This is a genomic window from Pseudomonas sp. JUb52 (genome assembly GCF_004341115.1).
Lineage (GTDB): Bacteria > Pseudomonadota > Gammaproteobacteria > Pseudomonadales > Pseudomonadaceae > Chryseomonas > Chryseomonas oryzihabitans.
Window position 1 is genome coordinate 119,096 of sequence record NZ_SLYS01000010.1, and the last position, 15,682, is coordinate 134,777.

Genomic DNA, 15,682 nt, shown 5'->3' on the forward strand with positions numbered 1-15,682 from the left:
CATGTCCTTCCGCCCCTTCAAAGCCATGACCTTCGATGTCGTCGGCACGCTCATCGATTTCGAAGCCGGCATCCTCAACCACGTGCGCAAGGTCAGTGGCGAGGCCGGCAAGGCGCACAGCGACGACGATATCCTCCAGGCGTACCGCTGTGCCCGCGCCCGCAAGGAGGCAGGCTGGTTTCCGGACGACCTCGAACGCTGCTACCACCTCATGGCCGCGCAGCTCGGGCTGCCGGACAGCGAGGCGCACGCCAAGGGTCTGGCCCAGTCGGTGAGGGAGTGGCCGGCCTTTGCGGATTCGGTAGAGGCGCTCAAGCGCCTGCGCAAGCACTTCAAGCTGGTAGCCATGACCAATGCCCAGCGCTGGGCGCTGGACTTCATGGCCAAGACCCTGGATAGCCCCTTCGATTACGAGTTCACCATCGACGACTCGCGCTACGAGAAACCCGATCCCCAGTACTTTGCCTTCGTCCGGGGCGCCCTGTCTGCCGACGGTATTCTGTTCGAGGACATCATCCACACCGCCCAGAGTCAGTATCACGATATTGGCGTCGCCATGCGCCTGGGTTACCCGACCTGCTGGATCGAGCGGCGCTTCGACAAGCAGGGCTCCGGCGGCACTCTTGAATCCGAGCGCACCGAGCCGACCCATCACTTCCGCTCGCTGGCGCAACTGGCGGACGCCGTTGACGCAGAGCTGTCGAGCCGCTCGGCCTGATCTGCTCTCCCGCATGGCCGGCGCTGACGGCCATGCAGGCACGATGTCCCTTTCTCTCCTGACAGAGGCTGCGATGATTCCCGACTCCCTCTGGAACGCCACGGCGGTACCCGCGCCGAACCTTTCGTCGCTGCAAGGCGATCACCGCTGCGATGTCGCTATCGTGGGGGGTGGCTTCACCGGCCTGGCAGCGGCGCACCACCTCGTGCAGGCCGGTCAGGCGCCGGTGGTGCTGGAGGCGAACAGCCTGGCCTGGGGCGCCAGTGGTCGCAATGGCGGCGTGGTATCGCCCAAGTTTCGCGCCAGCTTCGCCGGGATGATGGCTCGGCACGGTCGTGACGCGGCCCTGCAGATGTACCGACTGGGTTATGCCGCCATCGATGCCCTGACGGAAAATATCGAACGCCTGAGCCTGCACGAGGCCCAGTTGCAGCTGGGTGGACATATCGCCGCCGCCCATACCGAGCATGCCCTGGCAGGGCTGCGGAGCACCGCCGACTGGATCAGCCGCGAAACCGGCGGTGCGTCCTCGGTGATGATCTCCCGGGAGCAGGTCCATGAACTGACCGGCTCGACGCTCTATCACGGCGGGCTGTTGACGCCGAAAGCCGGTGGTCTCCATCCGCTCAACTATGCCCGAGGTCTGGCGCGGACGCTGCTCGAGCGCGAAGGCCGGCTGTTCGATCACAGCCCGGTCACCCGGGTACAGCGAGAGGGCGGCGCATTTCGCCTGAGCACTCCAGCCGGCAGTCTGCTGGCCCGACAGGTCATCTACGCCACCAACGGCTACTCCAGTCAGACGCCGGCGACCGCCAGCCTGCACCGCCGGCTGATTCCCTTTCGCAGCGCCATCATCGCCACCGAACCGCTGGCGCCTGAGGTACTCGCCCAGGTCCTGCCGGGCGGCCAGGTTTGCGGTGATACCAAGCGGATGCTGCGCTGGTTTCGCCGGGCGGGTGACCGCGTGATCTTTGGCGGGCGTGGTGCCTTCGGCAACAACGACTCGGCAGCCGCCTTCCGCGACCTGGAGCGCAGTCTGGGAACGGTGTTTCCATCGCTCGCCAATATCCGCATCGACCATCGCTGGTCCGGTCTGGTCGCCATGACCCTGGACTACCTACCCCATGCCGGCCGCCTGGACGACGGTCAGTTCTATGCCGTTGGCTACAACGGCGGAGGGGTTGCGCTCTCGACCTATCTGGGCCAGCAGGTCGCCGCACTGAGCCTGGGGGAAAAGCCCGAATTCGGCCTGATGGTGGCCGAGGGTTTTCGCGCAATTCCCCTGCACACCTTTCGCGCGCCGGGCGTCCGCCTGGCAGCCGGGTGGCAGCAATTTCTCGACGTGATCGGACGCTGATCGCCCGTCGCTGCGGGTAGCACAGAATCTGTGCATGACCCGCTGCAGAACAGCATGAAGCGATGTGGTCAGGATGCAAAAGAGCATTTCCGCGAGCAGGCCCTATGGTCAGATGACAGCGTCACCGGCTCACGGCCCCTAGGCCGCAGGAGGAATCATGCAGGGCTTCAACGAAGGCTTCGAGTCCGTCACCATCGAGCGGGTATGCAAGCACTACGGCACCCTTAGGGCACTGGACAACGTCGACCTCAAGGTCGAGGCGGGCGAATTCATGTCATTGCTCGGCCCATCCGGTTCCGGCAAGACCACCTTGCTCAGCATCCTCGGCGGCTTTAATCGCGTGAGTTCCGGCCGAATCCTCTTCGGTGACCGCGACGTGACCCTGATGCCGCCGCACCGCCGTGACATCGGCGTGGTGTTCCAGAACTACGCGCTGTTCCCGCACATGAACGTGCTGGAAAACGTCGCCTTTCCGCTCAAGGCGCGTGGCGAGAAGGCGGCCAGTGCCCGCGAGCGGTCGCTACGCGCCCTGGCCACGGTCGAATTGAAAGGCTACGAAGACCGCGATATCGCCGCGCTATCCGGTGGTCAGCGCCAGCGGGTGGCACTGGCCCGAGCCATCGTCTTCGAGCCCAGGCTGATCCTCATGGACGAACCCTTGTCCGCGCTGGACAAGCAGCTGCGGGACGTCATGCAGATCGAATTGCGGGCCCTGCACAAGCGCCTGGGTGCCACCATGGTCTATGTCACCCACGACCAGCGTGAAGCCCTGACCATGAGCGATCGCATCGCCGTGATGAAGGGCGGCCGGCTAATTCAGGTGGACACTCCACGACGCCTGCACGATCATCCGGGCGACGATTTCGTCGCCAGCTTCATCGGCGAAAGCACCCTGGTGCCGCTGGCCCGGGGTAACGGCGGCGAATTGCTGTTGGGTCAGACGCCCCTGCGTACTGCACGTCCCGTTCCGCCCTCCGGAGATCTCTTCCTGGCCGTCCAGGCCGAGAAACTGCTGCTGGACAGCGAGACGGCGGGTGGCGACTGGAACCGACTGCATGGTCAAGTGACCGACATCGTCTTCCAGGGCGAGAGCCTGAAGATCTTCGTCGAACTCGAAGGCAAGCAGCGCATCAGCTTCCGCCAGTCCAGCCACCACGAAGGCAATCTGCGCCTGCCGCAGATCGGCGCTCCGCTGTCGCTGCGCCTGCATCCGGAAGACACCATCGTGGTACCCCGGGCAGCCTGAACCCGTCGTGGCCCGCCGCTATCCAGGCCCAGACCCTCCGTTTGGGCCTGTTCTTTGCTGGGCGGATGCGGCTTTAAGGTTTGGTCTGCCGGACAGGGTCAGGCGGGAGATGGAAACCAAGTAAGTGGACGTGGAGGCCAAAGGTGGAGCGCGGCTACCGAGGCCCTGTTGAATAGCCCGTTAGACCCGCAGCGTAGACGGTCGCAGCACGCGGCCTCCCGTCGGTTTGGAGGCCGCGTCTCTTGGCTACGCCCGTTCCTTGCCGCCACGCCCGGCGATCAGCACCATTAGCAGGGTAATGGCGATCAGCAGGGTACTGATCGCGGCGATGGTCGGATCGATCTCGTCGCGCAGTGCGGTGAACATCCGCTTGGTGAGAGTCTCGTTGCTGCCACCGGAGATGAATAGCGCCACTACGGTTTCATCGAGCGAGGTGATGAAGGCGAACAGCGCTGCCGATACCACGCTGGGCTTGATCTGCGGCAGCGTCACCGCCATGAAGGCGCGGAATCGGTTCATGCCCAGGCTGCGCGCGACCAGTTCCTGGGTCATATCGAAATTGCGCAGCCCGGCCAGTACGGCAATGATTACATAGGGCAACGCCAGCATGATGTGCGCCAGGACCAGCCCGGACAGCGTGCTGATGATGCCCACTCGCGCATAGACGAAGAACACCCCCGCGGCGATCAGGATGATGGGCACCATCATGGGCAGCAGCAGGATCAGCTGCAGTGTCCGCATGATCCGCAGCGACGAATTGTTGATGGCGTAGGCGGCGGCGATGCCGATCGGCAGGCTGATGAGCGTGGTGGCCAGGGCGGTGATAAAGCTCACTTTGGCCGCCGACATCCATTCCAGGCTATCGAAGAAGGCCTGGTACCAGGTCAGCGAATAGGCCTTGGGTGGAAACTGCAGAAAGCGCGCCTCGGAAAACGACATCGGCACGACGATCAGGATCGGTAGCACCAGATAAAGCAGGATCAGCGCTACCAGCAGGGTGAACAGCAGGCGCGAGGGCTTGAGCGCTTGGCGAATGTTCATTAGCGCACCCCCAGCACACGTTCGATGGGAATCACCTTGTTCACCGCCCAGAAGATCAGGAACACCACGGCCAGCAGCGTGAGGCCGACGGCGCTGGCGGCGCCCCAGGCGTGATAGAGCTCGACGTTGCGCTGGACCAGCATGGACACCAGGACGGTGCGTCCGCCGCCGAGCAGTTCCGGAGTGATGAAGAAGCCGAGGCAGATGACGAAGACCAGGATCGAGCCAGCCATCACCCCCGGGGCGGCCATGGGCAGGAATACCCGGCGGAAGGTGTAGAAGGGCCGAGCGCCCAGGCTGTCGGACGCCAGCAGCAGGTCGTTGGGGATTTTCTTCATCACCGAGTACAGCGGCAGCACCATGAAGGGCAGCATGACGTGCAGGGTGCCGACCACGGTGCCGGTCGCATTGTGCACCAGCTCCAGGGGCCGGCTGATGAAGCCCAGGTCGATGAGCGTCTGATTGACCACGCCGCGACGCTGCAGGAGCACCAGCCAGGCATAGGAGCGGACCAGCACGCTGGTCCAGAACGGCAGGATCACGCACAGCAGAATCACACTCGACAGCAGGCCGCGGGTACGGGCTGCGGCATAGGCGATGGGAAAGCCCAGCAGGATGGACAGGACGGTCACGACGACGCTGATCTGCAGTGTCGTGCCAAAGGTGTCCCAGTAAATGGCTTCGGTGAAGATGCGGGTGTAGTTGGCCAGGGACAGGCCGTCTTCACCCTGTACGGATTGCAGGCCCAGCCAGAGCAGCGGCAGGACCAGCAACACGACCACCATCAGCAGGGCGGGCATCAGCAGCAGCACCATCGTCAGATGCTCGCGGCGCTCCTCCCGGGTTATCGCCGGGCTGGTGAACAGCGCCTGCGGCGGTGCTGGCACGGCGTTGCCAGGCAGCGGCTGGATCGTCGTCAATTGGGTCATGGCGTGGCCCTCCGCTCACTTGGCCTGGACGAAGGACAGCCAGCGTTCTTCGGCCTTCACGCCCTCCGCCGAAGCCCACCATTTCGCCGAGAGCACCGCCTGCTTGGCCAGGTTTTCCGGCGAGGAGGGCAGCACGGCCTGCCGGGCTGCCGGGATGGTGCCGGTCGTGAACGCCTCCGGATTGAGTGGGCCGTAGTCGATGATCATCGGCAAGGCCGCCTGCAGCTTGGCGCTGATGGCCTCATTGACGAACTTCATCGCTGCGTCCCGGTGCCTGGTGCCTTTCAGGACGCAGAGGGAGTTGGTCTCCAGGATGCCGTCGTTGTAGGTGAAGGCGACCGGCGCTCCGGCGGCTTGCACGGCCGAGGCACGACCGTTCCAGATCTGCACCATGTCCACCTCGCCATCGCTGATGAGCTGCGCCGACTGGCCACCCGAGGTCCACCAGGTGGTGATGTGCGGCTTGATCTCTTCCAGCTTTTTAAAGGCGCGATCGACATCGAGCGGATAGAGCTTGTCGGCCGGTACGCCATCGGCGCGCAGGGCGATCTCCAGGGTGGGGCGCGGTAGATTGCGCAAAGCGCGGGCGCCGGGAAAATCCTTGGTGTTCCAGAAATCCGCCCAGGTCTTGGGCGCGCTTTTCTCGTCGAAGGCATCGGTCCGGTAGGCCAGCACCGTGGAATAGCTGATATAGCCGGCCATGTAGTCGTCTTTCAGCTCGGCGGGCAGTTTGGCGAGATTCGGGATGAGCTGGGGATCCAGCTTCTCGAACAGGCCTTCGGCCTGACCGCGGACGCAGTCGCCGGTAGGCAGATCGACCACGTCCCAGCTGACGCGCCCGCTTTCGACCTGGGTCTTGATGATCGGATAGGCCTTGGGCGAGCTGTCCTGCTTCAACGTCAGGCCCAGATTGCGCGCGGCCGGCTCCAGAATGGCCTTGGCCTGGGCGTCCTGATAGGCCCCGCCCTGGGAAACGAAGGTGATCTCTTCCGCGCCGCTTGCGGTCGCAAGACTTGCCAGCCCGAGGGCGACAGCCAGCGCGGTGACCTGTGTGCTGAGGTGAGACATGGTCCATCTCCCATAGAGGCAGAGCTTGAGAATGGCGGAACCTTTGTTATCCCCTGACCGCACTGCGGGCGTTCTCGCCTCAGGTCACTGTAATGATTCTGTTAAATACGAATGCGCTGAAATCCCGGGCGCGGGAACGCAATCTCCCGTTTTGCGGGAGGCAGGCGACATGTATTGCTAGGAGAGCAACACCACCTCTGTTAATTGCGGAAGCGACCTGGCAGCTAGGAGACTGGAACAGCAGATGTCGCTAACCACTCCGGCTGGACGGTTCCTCTCTTGCTGCGGCGCTAAGGACCCAGCGCCCCGATCAGCGCGTGGCGGAAGGCATTGACCGCCGGCGGCAATTCACGGCCCGCCATGCTCTGCAACTCGATCCGGCGCGCCGCCAGGCCGTCATCTCGCAGCGGCAAGGCCAGCAGTTGCCCTTCGCGTAGCCGGCTGCGCAGGCTCAGTTCGCTGGACAGCGCCACGCCGCCGCCCAGGGCGGCGAAGCGATAGAGCGCCTGCATGTTGTTGCTTACCAGCACCGGCTCGAAGGAGAGTCCCTGGACGCCGCAGCAGATGTCGAACAGCTGGCGCACCGTGGTATCGGGCATCGGTAGCGCCAACGGATAGGGCTGCAGATCGGCCAAACTCAGGCCGGTACGGCCGGCCAACGGGTGGTCGGGCGCCACCACGGCTTCGATGGCGCCACTCAGGTTGGCGTCGACGCGGATATCCGGCTCGGGCCTCAGGCTGAAGGTCAGCCCCAGGTCGGCATCGCCTTCCTGGACGCGGCGGGTCACCACGGCGGGGGCGCAGACCTCCAGGGAAAAGTGGATGCCGGCGTAGCCTTGGCGAAAGGCGGCGATCACCTCGGGCAGAAAGTCCAGCGAAAAGCCTTCGGTGGTGGCCAGGCGCACCTGGCCGCGGCGCAGGTCGGCCAGGCCGCGCAGTTCGGCGGCCACCTGCTCGCTGGCCAGCTGCGCCTTGCGCGCATGCACCGCCAGGCGTTCGCCGGCGGCGCTGGGCACCACCCCGCGAGCACGGCGTTCGAGCAGCGGCGTCTCCAGTTCGCGTTCCAGCTTGGCGATCTGGCGACTGACGGCACTGGCCGCGACATTGAGCCGTTGGGAGGCTTCGCTGATGGAGCCGCAACGCACCACCTCGAGGAAATAGCGCAGGGCGGTGGACTGGATTCCGTAGGGCTGCATGGAGCCTCCTTTGCCGAAAAGGCATGGCTTGCATCTAAATATTCTGCTTGTGGCATGGGATGGCAAGACCTAGAGTCGGGTCAAGAGACCAATAACAGGCTTCAGCAAGAACTCCTTCCCCGCGCTTCGCGGACCTGCCTTTGACCAACCACCGCCCCGGAGACAGACGGCATGGGACTCAAAGGTTTCGCTTGTGGCATCGCGTTTTCCCTCTTCCTGGCCCAGGGCCAGGCCTTCGCCGGCAAGGCCAACGACACCCTGGTCTACGCCTCCGACACCGAACCCGAAAACGTCAGCCCCTATCACAACGATGCCCGTGAAGGCGTGATCCTCGCCCACCTGGCCTGGGACACCCTGATCTACCGCGACCCCCAGACCGGCGAATACAAGCCGATGCTGGCCACCCACTGGCAGCAGGTCGATCCGCTGACCCTCGACTTCGATCTGCGTCAGGGCGTGACCTTCCACAACGGCGATCCCTTCACCGCCGATGACGTGGTCTTCACCTTCAACTACGTGGCCTCGCCCGAGGGCAAGGTGGTCACCCAGCAGAACGTCAACTGGATCAAGAGCGCCGAGAAGCTGGGCGAATACAAGGTCCGCCTGCACCTCAAGCAGCCATTCCCGGCAGCGCTGGAATACCTGGCCAATCCCTTGCCCATCTATCCCGGCAAGTATTTCCAGCAGGTGGGCCTGGCGGGCTTCGCGCAGAAGCCGGTGGGTACCGGGCCCTATCGCATCGTCGCGGTCACCAGCGGCCAGGGCGTCACGCTGGAACGCAATCCGGACTATTTCAAGGACAGCCCCCAGGGGCAGCCACGCATCGGCCATATCCAGTTCCGCGTCATCCCCGACGCCGAGACCCGACTCGCCGAACTCATGACCGGCGGCATCGACTGGGCCTGGCGCGTGGCGCCGGACCAAGCCGAGCAACTCAAGGCCGCGCCCAATCTCACCGTGGAGAGCGGGGCCAGCATGAGGATCGGCTTCCTCAGCATGGATGCCCAGGGCGCCTCCAGCCCGGATTCGCCCTTTGCCAAGGCCGAGGTGCGCCAGGCGGTCAACTACGCGATCAACCGCAAAGCCATCGCCAGTCAGCTCATGGGGGGCGGCAGCCAGCCGCTACAGGTGGCCTGCTATCCGGAGCAATTCGGTTGCGACGCCAAGGCGGTGCTGGGCTATCCCTACGACCCGGCCAAGGCCAAGGCGCTGCTCAAGGCCGCCGGCTACCCCAACGGCTTCAGCACCGAGATCTTCGCCTACCGCGACCGCGACGTGGTCGAGGCGCTGATCGGCGACCTGCGCGCGGTGGGCATCGACGCCAAGCTGCGCTATCTGAAATACGCCGCGCTGCGTGACCAGCAGCGTGCCGGCAAGGTGCCCATGGCCTTTCTCGCCTGGGGCTCCTTCTCCATCGCCGATGCCTCGGCGGCCACCGGCGTCTATTTCAAGGGCAATGCCGACGACGTGGCCAAGGATCCCCAGGTGATCGACTGGCTCAAGGTGGCCGACACCGCCATGGACCCGGCCGTGCGCAAGGAGAACTACCGCAAGGCGCTGCAGCGGATCGCCGAGCAGGCCTACTGGGCGCCGGTGTTCAACTATTCCATCAACTATGCCTTCACCTCGGACCTGGCCTTCCAGCCCTATCCGGACGAATTGCCGCGATTCGCCCTGGCCCACTGGAACTGATCCGTCCCGGCGCCCCGCACGGGGGCGTCTCTCGCCGAGGAGCCGAGCATGTCCGCATACCTCCTGCGCCGCCTGGGTATCGCCCTGGCCGTGGCCTTTACCGTTTCCCTCATCAGCTTCTTCCTGCTGCACCTGTCCGGCGACCTGGCCACCGCCATCGCCGGCCCCGAAGCCACCGCCGAACAGATCGAGGTGGTGCGTCATCAACACGGACTCGATAAACCCCTGGCGACGCAGTACGTCGAGTGGGTCGGGCAGTTGCTGCGGCTGGACCTGGGGCAGTCGTTCTTCTTCCAGGAGTCGGTGCGGGATCTCATCGCCAGCCGCCTGCCCATCACCCTGACCCTGGGCGCCATCGCGTTGCTGGTGGCACTGCTCATCGCCATCCCGCTCGGGGTGCTGGCCGCGGTCAAGCGCGACACCTGGATCGACCGCCTGGCGCTGACCCTGGCGACCTTTGGCCAGGCGATGCCCAGCTTCTGGTTCGCCCTGGTGCTGATCGTCGTCTTCGCCGTGACCCTCAAGTGGCTGCCGGTGTCCGGCAATACCAGCTGGCAGCACTTCATCCTGCCGGCGATCGCCCTGGGCTACTACGCCACCCCCTCGCTGATGCGCCTGACCCGCGCCGGGATGCTCGACGTGCTGGGCGCCGACTACATCCGCACCGCCCGGGCCAAGGGCCTGAGTCCGGCACGGGTGCTGTTCAAGCACGCCCTGCGCAATGCGCTGATCCCGGTGGTGGCCCTGGCCGCGGTGGAGTTCGGCTTCATGCTGGGCGGCTCGGTGGTGATCGAGGCGGTGTTCTCCCTGCAGGGCATTGGCCAGCTGGCCTGGGACGCCATCGCCCGCAACGACTTCCCGGTGGTGCAGGCCATCGTTCTCTTGATCGCGTTGATCTACATCGTGCTGACGCTGCTGGCCGATCTGCTCAACGCCTTGCTCGACCCGCGCATTCGCGTGCGCTAGGAGGCCCCATGACCGTCGCCAATCCCTTCGTGCTCGACGACTATCTGCCCCCGCGTCCGACCCTGGGTCGCCAGCTGCGCCGCTGGTTCGGCCACCGCGGCTTCGCCCTCGGCGCCGTGCTGCTCGTCATCATCGTGTTCGCCGCCCTGGCCGCGCCCTGGCTGGCGCCCCACGACCCCTATGCCCAGGACGTGATGCAGCGGATGAAGCCACCGGTATGGATGGCCAAGGGCACCTGGGCCCATCCGCTGGGCACCGATAAGCTCGGCCGCGACTACCTGTCCCGCCTGCTCTATGGCGCACGCATCTCGCTGTTCATCGGCCTGGCCGCGGCGCTCATTTCCGGCGCCATCGGCACCCTGCTCGGGGTATTGGCCGGCTACTACGGCGGCAAGGTCGATGCCCTGGTGAGCTACCTGGTGACCACTCGCCTGGCCCTGCCGGTGGTGATGGTGGCCCTGGCCGCCGCCTCCCTGGTGGGCGGCTCGCTGAAGGTGGTGGTGATCCTGCTCGGCTGCCTGCTGTGGGATCGCTTCGCCGTGGTGGTGCGCGCCGCGGTGCAGCAGATCCGCGACGCCGAATACGTCGCCGCTGCCCAGGCCCTGGGCTGTTCGCCCTGGCGGGTCATCGTCGGCGAGATCCTGCCCAACCTGCTGGGGGCGCTGATCGTAGTGATCACCCTGGAGATGGCCCACGCCATCCTGCTGGAGGCGACCCTGTCCTTTCTCGGCGTGGGCGTGCAGCCGCCGTTGCCGTCCTGGGGCCTGATGATCGCCGAAGGCAAGCCCTACATGTTCTTTTCGCCCTGGGTGATCGCCATCCCCGGCGTCGCCCTGATGCTGCTGGTGCTGGCCATCAACCTGGTCGGCGACGGCATCCGGGATCTGGCCGCGCCCAGCGGGCGCAACTAAGCGGAGGACTGACCATGGCACTGCTCGACGTTAAAGACCTGCGCATCGACATTCCCCTGGGGGACGACACCCTGCACGCCGTGCGCGGCCTGGACCTGCAGGTGGAGCGGGGCGAGATGCTCTGCCTGGTGGGCGAATCCGGCTGCGGCAAGTCGCTCACCTCCCTGGCGCTGATGGACCTCCTGCCGCGCCAGGCCCGGCGCCAGGCGGCGCGCCTGACGCTGGGCGAGCACGACCTGCTGACCCTGGGTGAAAGGGGCATGCGCGACCTGCGCGGCAATCGCCTGGCGATGATCTTCCAGGAGCCCATGACCGCCCTCAATCCGGCCTACAGCATTGGCGACCAGCTCGCCGAGGTGCTGCGCCGCCACCGCAAGCTGGACCGCAAGGCCGCCTGGGCCCGGGCCGAGGCGATGCTGGAGAAGGTCGGCATCAGCAACGCCGGCGAGCGCCTGCGGCAGTATCCGCACCAGCTCAGCGGCGGCTTGCGCCAGCGGGTGGTCATCGCCATGGCGCTGCTCTGCGAGCCGGACCTCATCATCGCCGACGAACCCACCACGGCGCTGGACGTCACCATCCAGGCGCAGATCCTGCACCTGCTGCGCGACCTGCAGCGGGAATTCGGTACGGCCATTGTCTTCATCACCCACGACCTGGGCCTGGTAGCGCGCATCGCCGACCGGGTGGCCGTGATGTATGCCGGCCAGATCGTCGAGCAGGCACCGGCCGCCGAACTCTTCGCCGCGCCGCGACACCCCTATACCCGTGGCCTGCTGGCGAGCATCCCGGTACCGGGCCGGACCCGTCCCGGGCAGCCGCTGGGCGCCATTCCCGGCCTGGTACCCAGCCTGGTCGGCGAGCAGCACGGCTGCGCCTTTCGCAACAGATGCCCGCAGGCGGTGGCGGCCTGCGCCGACAGCGTGCCCTTGCTGGAGGAGGGCGCGCACCTGGCGCGTTGTCATTTCGCCCTGCCCAGCGAACCCCTGCGCCGGGTCGGAGGTGTGCGATGAGCCGCGAGATCGCCCTGGAGCTGTGCGACATCCGCCGCGAATTCACCCTGGGTCGCGGCCTGTTCCGCCCGCCCGCCACCCTCAAGGCGGTGGATGGCATCTCGCTGCGACTCTATCGCGGCGAGACCCTGGGGCTGGTGGGGGAGTCGGGGTGCGGCAAGAGTACCCTGGCCAAACTGCTGCTGGGGCTGCTGGCGCCCACCAGCGGCGACATCCTGGTCGGCGGCGAGCACCTGCGCGGGGTGGACCGCAAGCGCATGGCCCGGCACATCCAGCCGATCTTCCAGGACCCTTATTCGTCGCTCAATCCGCGCAAGACGGTGCGCCAGATCGTGGCGCAGCCGCTCCAGGTGCATGGCCTGGGCACGCCCGCCGAGCAGCAACGCCGGGTCGCGGAGATGCTCGACGTGGTGGGCTTGCCGCGCCGCGCGGCCGACAGCCATCCCGGTCAGCTCAGTGGCGGCCAGCGCCAGCGGGTGGCCATCGCCCGCGCCCTGGTGATGCGCCCGGACGTGCTGATCTGCGACGAACCCACTTCGGCGCTGGACGTCTCGGTGCAGGCGCAGATCCTCAATCTGCTGCTGGAACTCAAGCGTGAATTCGGCCTGACCTATCTGCTCATCAGCCACAACCTGGCGGTGGTGGAACACCTGGCCGACCGGGTGGCGGTGATGTACCTCGGCAAGATCGTCGAGGAGCGGGAGCGGGCGGCGCTGTTCGCCCAGCCGGCGCATCCCTATACCCGAGCGCTGCTGGACGCGGTGCTCACCCCCGATCCGGCGCTGGGGCTCCCGGCGCTGGGCCTGGGCGGCAGCTTTCCCAATCCCATCTCGCCGCCCAGCGGCTGCGCCTTCCATCCCCGCTGCCCGCGCTGCTTCGGCCCCTGCGCCGAGCGCTATCCGGAACGCGAAACCATCCCCGGCGGCAGCAAGCGCTGCCACCTGCCCGAACCCGCCTGACCCCGGAGTCCGCCATGACCAGCCGTACCCATGCCCTTGAGCTTGCCGCCGCGCACTTCGACAGCGGCGCCTTCCGTGCCCGGCTCGCCACCGCCGTGGCCCATCCCACCGAAAGCCAGGAACCCGAGCGCCAGGCGGAGCTGGGCCGCTACCTGGATGACTTCATCGCCCCCTACGTGGCCAGTCTCGGCTTCACCAGTCGCCGGCTGGACAACCCGGTCGCCGGCAAGGGGCCCTTGCTGATCGCCGAGCGGATCGAGGACCCGACGCTGCCGACCCTGCTCAGCTATGGCCACGGCGACGTGGTGCGCGGCGATGCCAGCCGCTGGCGCGAAGGCATCGCGCCCTGGACGCTGGTGGAGCAGGGCGAGCGCTGGTACGGCCGCGGTACCGCCGACAACAAGGGCCAGCACCTGCTCAACCTGGCGGCGCTGGAGCAGGTGATCGCCGCGCGCGGCGGACGCCTGGGCTACAACGTCAAGTTGCTGCTGGAAATGGGCGAGGAGATCGGCTCGGTCGGCCTGCGCACCTTCTGCCAGGAGCAGCGCCAGGCCCTGGCCGCTGACCTGTTCATCGCCTCCGACGGTCCGCGGGTCTCGGCATCCAGGCCCACGCTATTCCTGGGTGCCCGGGGCACCTTCAACTTCGACCTGCATCTGGACCTGCGCGAAGGCGGCCATCACTCCGGCAACTGGGGCGGGCTGCTGGCCAATCCCGGGATCATCCTCGCCCATGCCCTGGCCAGCCTGGTGGATGCCCAGGGCCAGATCCAGGTCGCGGGGCTCAAGCCCACCGAGCTGCCCGCACCGGTGCGCCGTGCCCTGGCCGACATCGAGGTGGGCGGCGCGCCGGGCGATCCGGCCATCGATCCCCACTGGGGCGAGCCCGGGCTGACCCCGGCCGAACGTGTCTACGGCTGGAACACCTTCGAACTGCTGGCCTTCACCACCGGCAATCCCGAGGCACCGGTCAATGCCATTCCTGGTACTGCCCGTGCCCACTGCCAGATCCGCTTCGTCGCCGGCTGCGACTGTACGACCTTCATTCCGCTGATCGAGGCGCACCTGGCCAAGCGGGGTTTCGCCGCCGTGCGGGTCACCCGGGCCAAGGACGAGATCCTCCACGCCTCGCGGCTGGACCCGGAGAATCCCTGGGTGGACTGGGCCCTGACGTCCCTGACCCACACCCTGGGCGAAAAGCCCGCCTTGCTGCCCAATTTCGGCGGTGGCTTGCCCAATGACATCTTTGCCGACATCCTCGAACTGCCCACCCTCTGGGTACCCCATTCCTATCCCGCCTGCTCCCAGCACGCGCCCAACGAGCATCTCCTGGCCCCGGTCGTGCGGCAGGGGCTGCAACTCATGGCCGGGCTGTTCTGGGACCTGGGCGATCGCTGGAGCCGCAGCTGATGTCCCTTGCCAAGACCACCGCCCTGGAGTGGCTCGCCACCCAGCGCGAGCCGATGACCCGCCTGCTGCAACGCCTGGTCGATACCGATTCCAACAGCTACGACAAGGCCGGCGTGGATGCCGTCGGTGCCGTGCTGACCGCCGCCCTGGCCGAGGATGGCATCGAGGTCGCCCGGACGCCGGTGACCGACTTCGGTGACATCCTCGCCGCCCAGGTGGGGCCTGCCACGGGCGCCGCGGTGCTGCTGCTGGGCCATCGCGACACCGTCTTTCCGCCGGGCACCGTGGCCAGCCGCGGCTTCACCCAGGATGCCCGCCAGGCCTACGGCCCCGGTGTCGCGGACATGAAGGGTGGCCTGGTGGCGAGTTGCTTCGCCTTGCGCGCGCTCAAGCGTGCCGGCGAGCTGCCATTCCCGGTACGGGTGCTCTACACCGGTGACGAAGAGATCGGCTCCGGCACGGCGCGCCCTCATCTGGAAGCCGCGGCGCGCGCGGCCCGGGCGGTACTGAACTGCGAGCCCGGACGGGTCAGCGGCAACGTGGTCAAGGCGCGCAAGGGGGGCGCCAGCCTCACCATTAAGGTCAGCGGGCGGGCGGCTCATTCCGGGGTCAACCACGCCGAAGGCGCCAGCGCTATCCAGGCCCTGGCGCTCAAGGTTATCAAGTTGCATGCCCTGACCGACTACGGGCGCGGCATCACCACCAACGTCGGCCTCATCGAGGGCGGCACGTCCAGCAACACTGTCGCGCCCAGCGCCACCGCGCGGCTGGACGTGCGCTTCGTGGCCCTGGCCGACTGGCCCGAACTGCAGGCGCGCATCGAGGCCATCGTCGCCGAAGAAGAGCTGCCGGGAACCCGGGCCAGCGTCACCATCACCGGCCTGTTCCTGCCCATGGAACAGCACCTGAGCCGTGACCTGCTGGCGCTCTACCAGCGCGAGGCGCAGGCAATCGGCTTCAGCGTGGAGGGGGAGTTCACCGGTGGTTGCGCCGATTCCGGCTTTACCGCAAGCCTGGGTGTGCCCACCCTCTGTGGCCTGGGCCCGGTCGGTGGCAAGGTGCATACCGATGCCGAATTCCTGGTGCTCGACACCCTGGTTCCGCGCACCCAGGCGCTGGTCGCCACCATCCTCGCCCTCGCCGTAAAGGTCTGATGACAAGCCGCTTCAGTTCTTGGCAA

The 15,682-nt window shown here is 66.6% G+C and carries 14 protein-coding genes; 10 read left to right on the plus strand and 4 right to left on the minus strand.

What is annotated here, in order from left to right:
* Position 1: 1 nt before the first annotated feature.
* From EC839_RS17215 to EC839_RS17225, 3 genes are all read left to right on the plus strand, one after another.
* Complete coding sequence (locus EC839_RS17215) at positions 2-718, plus strand: HAD-IA family hydrolase (protein WP_007161755.1); 717 nt, start codon at positions 2-4, stop codon at positions 716-718.
* Positions 719-791: 73 nt separating this feature from the next.
* Positions 792-2,075, plus strand: coding sequence for an FAD-binding oxidoreductase (locus EC839_RS17220; RefSeq protein WP_007161754.1), 1,284 nt, complete (start codon positions 792-794; stop codon positions 2,073-2,075).
* A 157-nt stretch (positions 2,076-2,232) separates the two neighbouring features.
* Complete coding sequence (locus EC839_RS17225; RefSeq protein ID WP_007161753.1) at positions 2,233-3,321, plus strand: ABC transporter ATP-binding protein; 1,089 nt, start codon at positions 2,233-2,235, stop codon at positions 3,319-3,321.
* Between the two features lie 246 nt (positions 3,322-3,567).
* Here EC839_RS17225 and EC839_RS17230 read toward each other — a convergent pair whose 3' ends face one another.
* The 4 genes from EC839_RS17230 to EC839_RS17245 all read right to left on the minus strand — a co-directional run bounded on the left by EC839_RS17230 (position 3,568) and on the right by EC839_RS17245 (position 7,555).
* Positions 3,568-4,362: an ABC transporter permease gene (locus tag EC839_RS17230; RefSeq protein WP_007161752.1), complete on the minus strand. Its 795-nt coding sequence runs from the start codon at positions 4,360-4,362 to the stop codon at positions 3,568-3,570.
* The gene (locus EC839_RS17235) at positions 4,362-5,291 is read right to left on the minus strand and encodes an ABC transporter permease (RefSeq protein ID WP_007161751.1); all 930 of its coding nucleotides are present in this window, start codon (positions 5,289-5,291) and stop codon (positions 4,362-4,364) included. The genes EC839_RS17230 and EC839_RS17235 overlap by 1 nt, the downstream gene beginning before the upstream one ends.
* 15 nt (positions 5,292-5,306) lie before the next feature.
* Complete coding sequence (locus tag EC839_RS17240) at positions 5,307-6,359, minus strand: ABC transporter substrate-binding protein (protein ID WP_007161750.1); 1,053 nt, start codon at positions 6,357-6,359, stop codon at positions 5,307-5,309.
* A 290-nt stretch (positions 6,360-6,649) separates the two neighbouring features.
* Positions 6,650-7,555 carry a LysR family transcriptional regulator gene (locus EC839_RS17245; protein WP_007161749.1) on the minus strand — a complete coding sequence of 302 codons (906 nt, stop codon included), beginning with the start codon at positions 7,553-7,555 and terminating at the stop codon, positions 6,650-6,652.
* 171 nt (positions 7,556-7,726) lie between these two features.
* Between EC839_RS17245 and EC839_RS17250 the strand changes: the two genes are divergently transcribed.
* Genes EC839_RS17250 through EC839_RS17280 form a run of 7 tightly spaced genes read left to right on the plus strand, consistent with a single transcriptional unit; the run spans position 7,727 to position 15,656 of the window.
* Positions 7,727-9,247 (plus strand): ABC transporter substrate-binding protein, encoded by a 1,521-nt coding sequence (locus EC839_RS17250; protein ID WP_007161748.1) that lies wholly within the window; start codon positions 7,727-7,729, stop codon positions 9,245-9,247.
* 48 nt (positions 9,248-9,295) lie between these two features.
* Positions 9,296-10,213, plus strand: coding sequence for an ABC transporter permease (locus EC839_RS17255; protein WP_007161747.1), 918 nt, complete (start codon positions 9,296-9,298; stop codon positions 10,211-10,213).
* Positions 10,214-10,221: 8 nt separating this feature from the next.
* The gene (locus EC839_RS17260) at positions 10,222-11,124 is read left to right on the plus strand and encodes an ABC transporter permease (RefSeq protein ID WP_007161746.1); all 903 of its coding nucleotides are present in this window, start codon (positions 10,222-10,224) and stop codon (positions 11,122-11,124) included.
* A 14-nt stretch (positions 11,125-11,138) separates the two neighbouring features.
* Positions 11,139-12,134: an ABC transporter ATP-binding protein gene (locus tag EC839_RS17265; RefSeq protein ID WP_007161745.1), complete on the plus strand. Its 996-nt coding sequence runs from the start codon at positions 11,139-11,141 to the stop codon at positions 12,132-12,134.
* The gene (locus EC839_RS17270) at positions 12,131-13,093 is read left to right on the plus strand and encodes an ABC transporter ATP-binding protein (RefSeq protein ID WP_007161744.1); all 963 of its coding nucleotides are present in this window, start codon (positions 12,131-12,133) and stop codon (positions 13,091-13,093) included. Before EC839_RS17265 ends, EC839_RS17270 begins: the two co-directional genes overlap by 4 nt.
* Positions 13,094-13,107: 14 nt before the next feature.
* Complete coding sequence (locus EC839_RS17275) at positions 13,108-14,502, plus strand: M20 family metallopeptidase (RefSeq protein ID WP_007161743.1); 1,395 nt, start codon at positions 13,108-13,110, stop codon at positions 14,500-14,502.
* Positions 14,502-15,656: a M20 family metallopeptidase gene (locus tag EC839_RS17280; RefSeq protein WP_007161742.1), complete on the plus strand. Its 1,155-nt coding sequence runs from the start codon at positions 14,502-14,504 to the stop codon at positions 15,654-15,656. The genes EC839_RS17275 and EC839_RS17280 overlap by 1 nt, the downstream gene beginning before the upstream one ends.
* Positions 15,657-15,682: the final 26 nt, after the last annotated feature.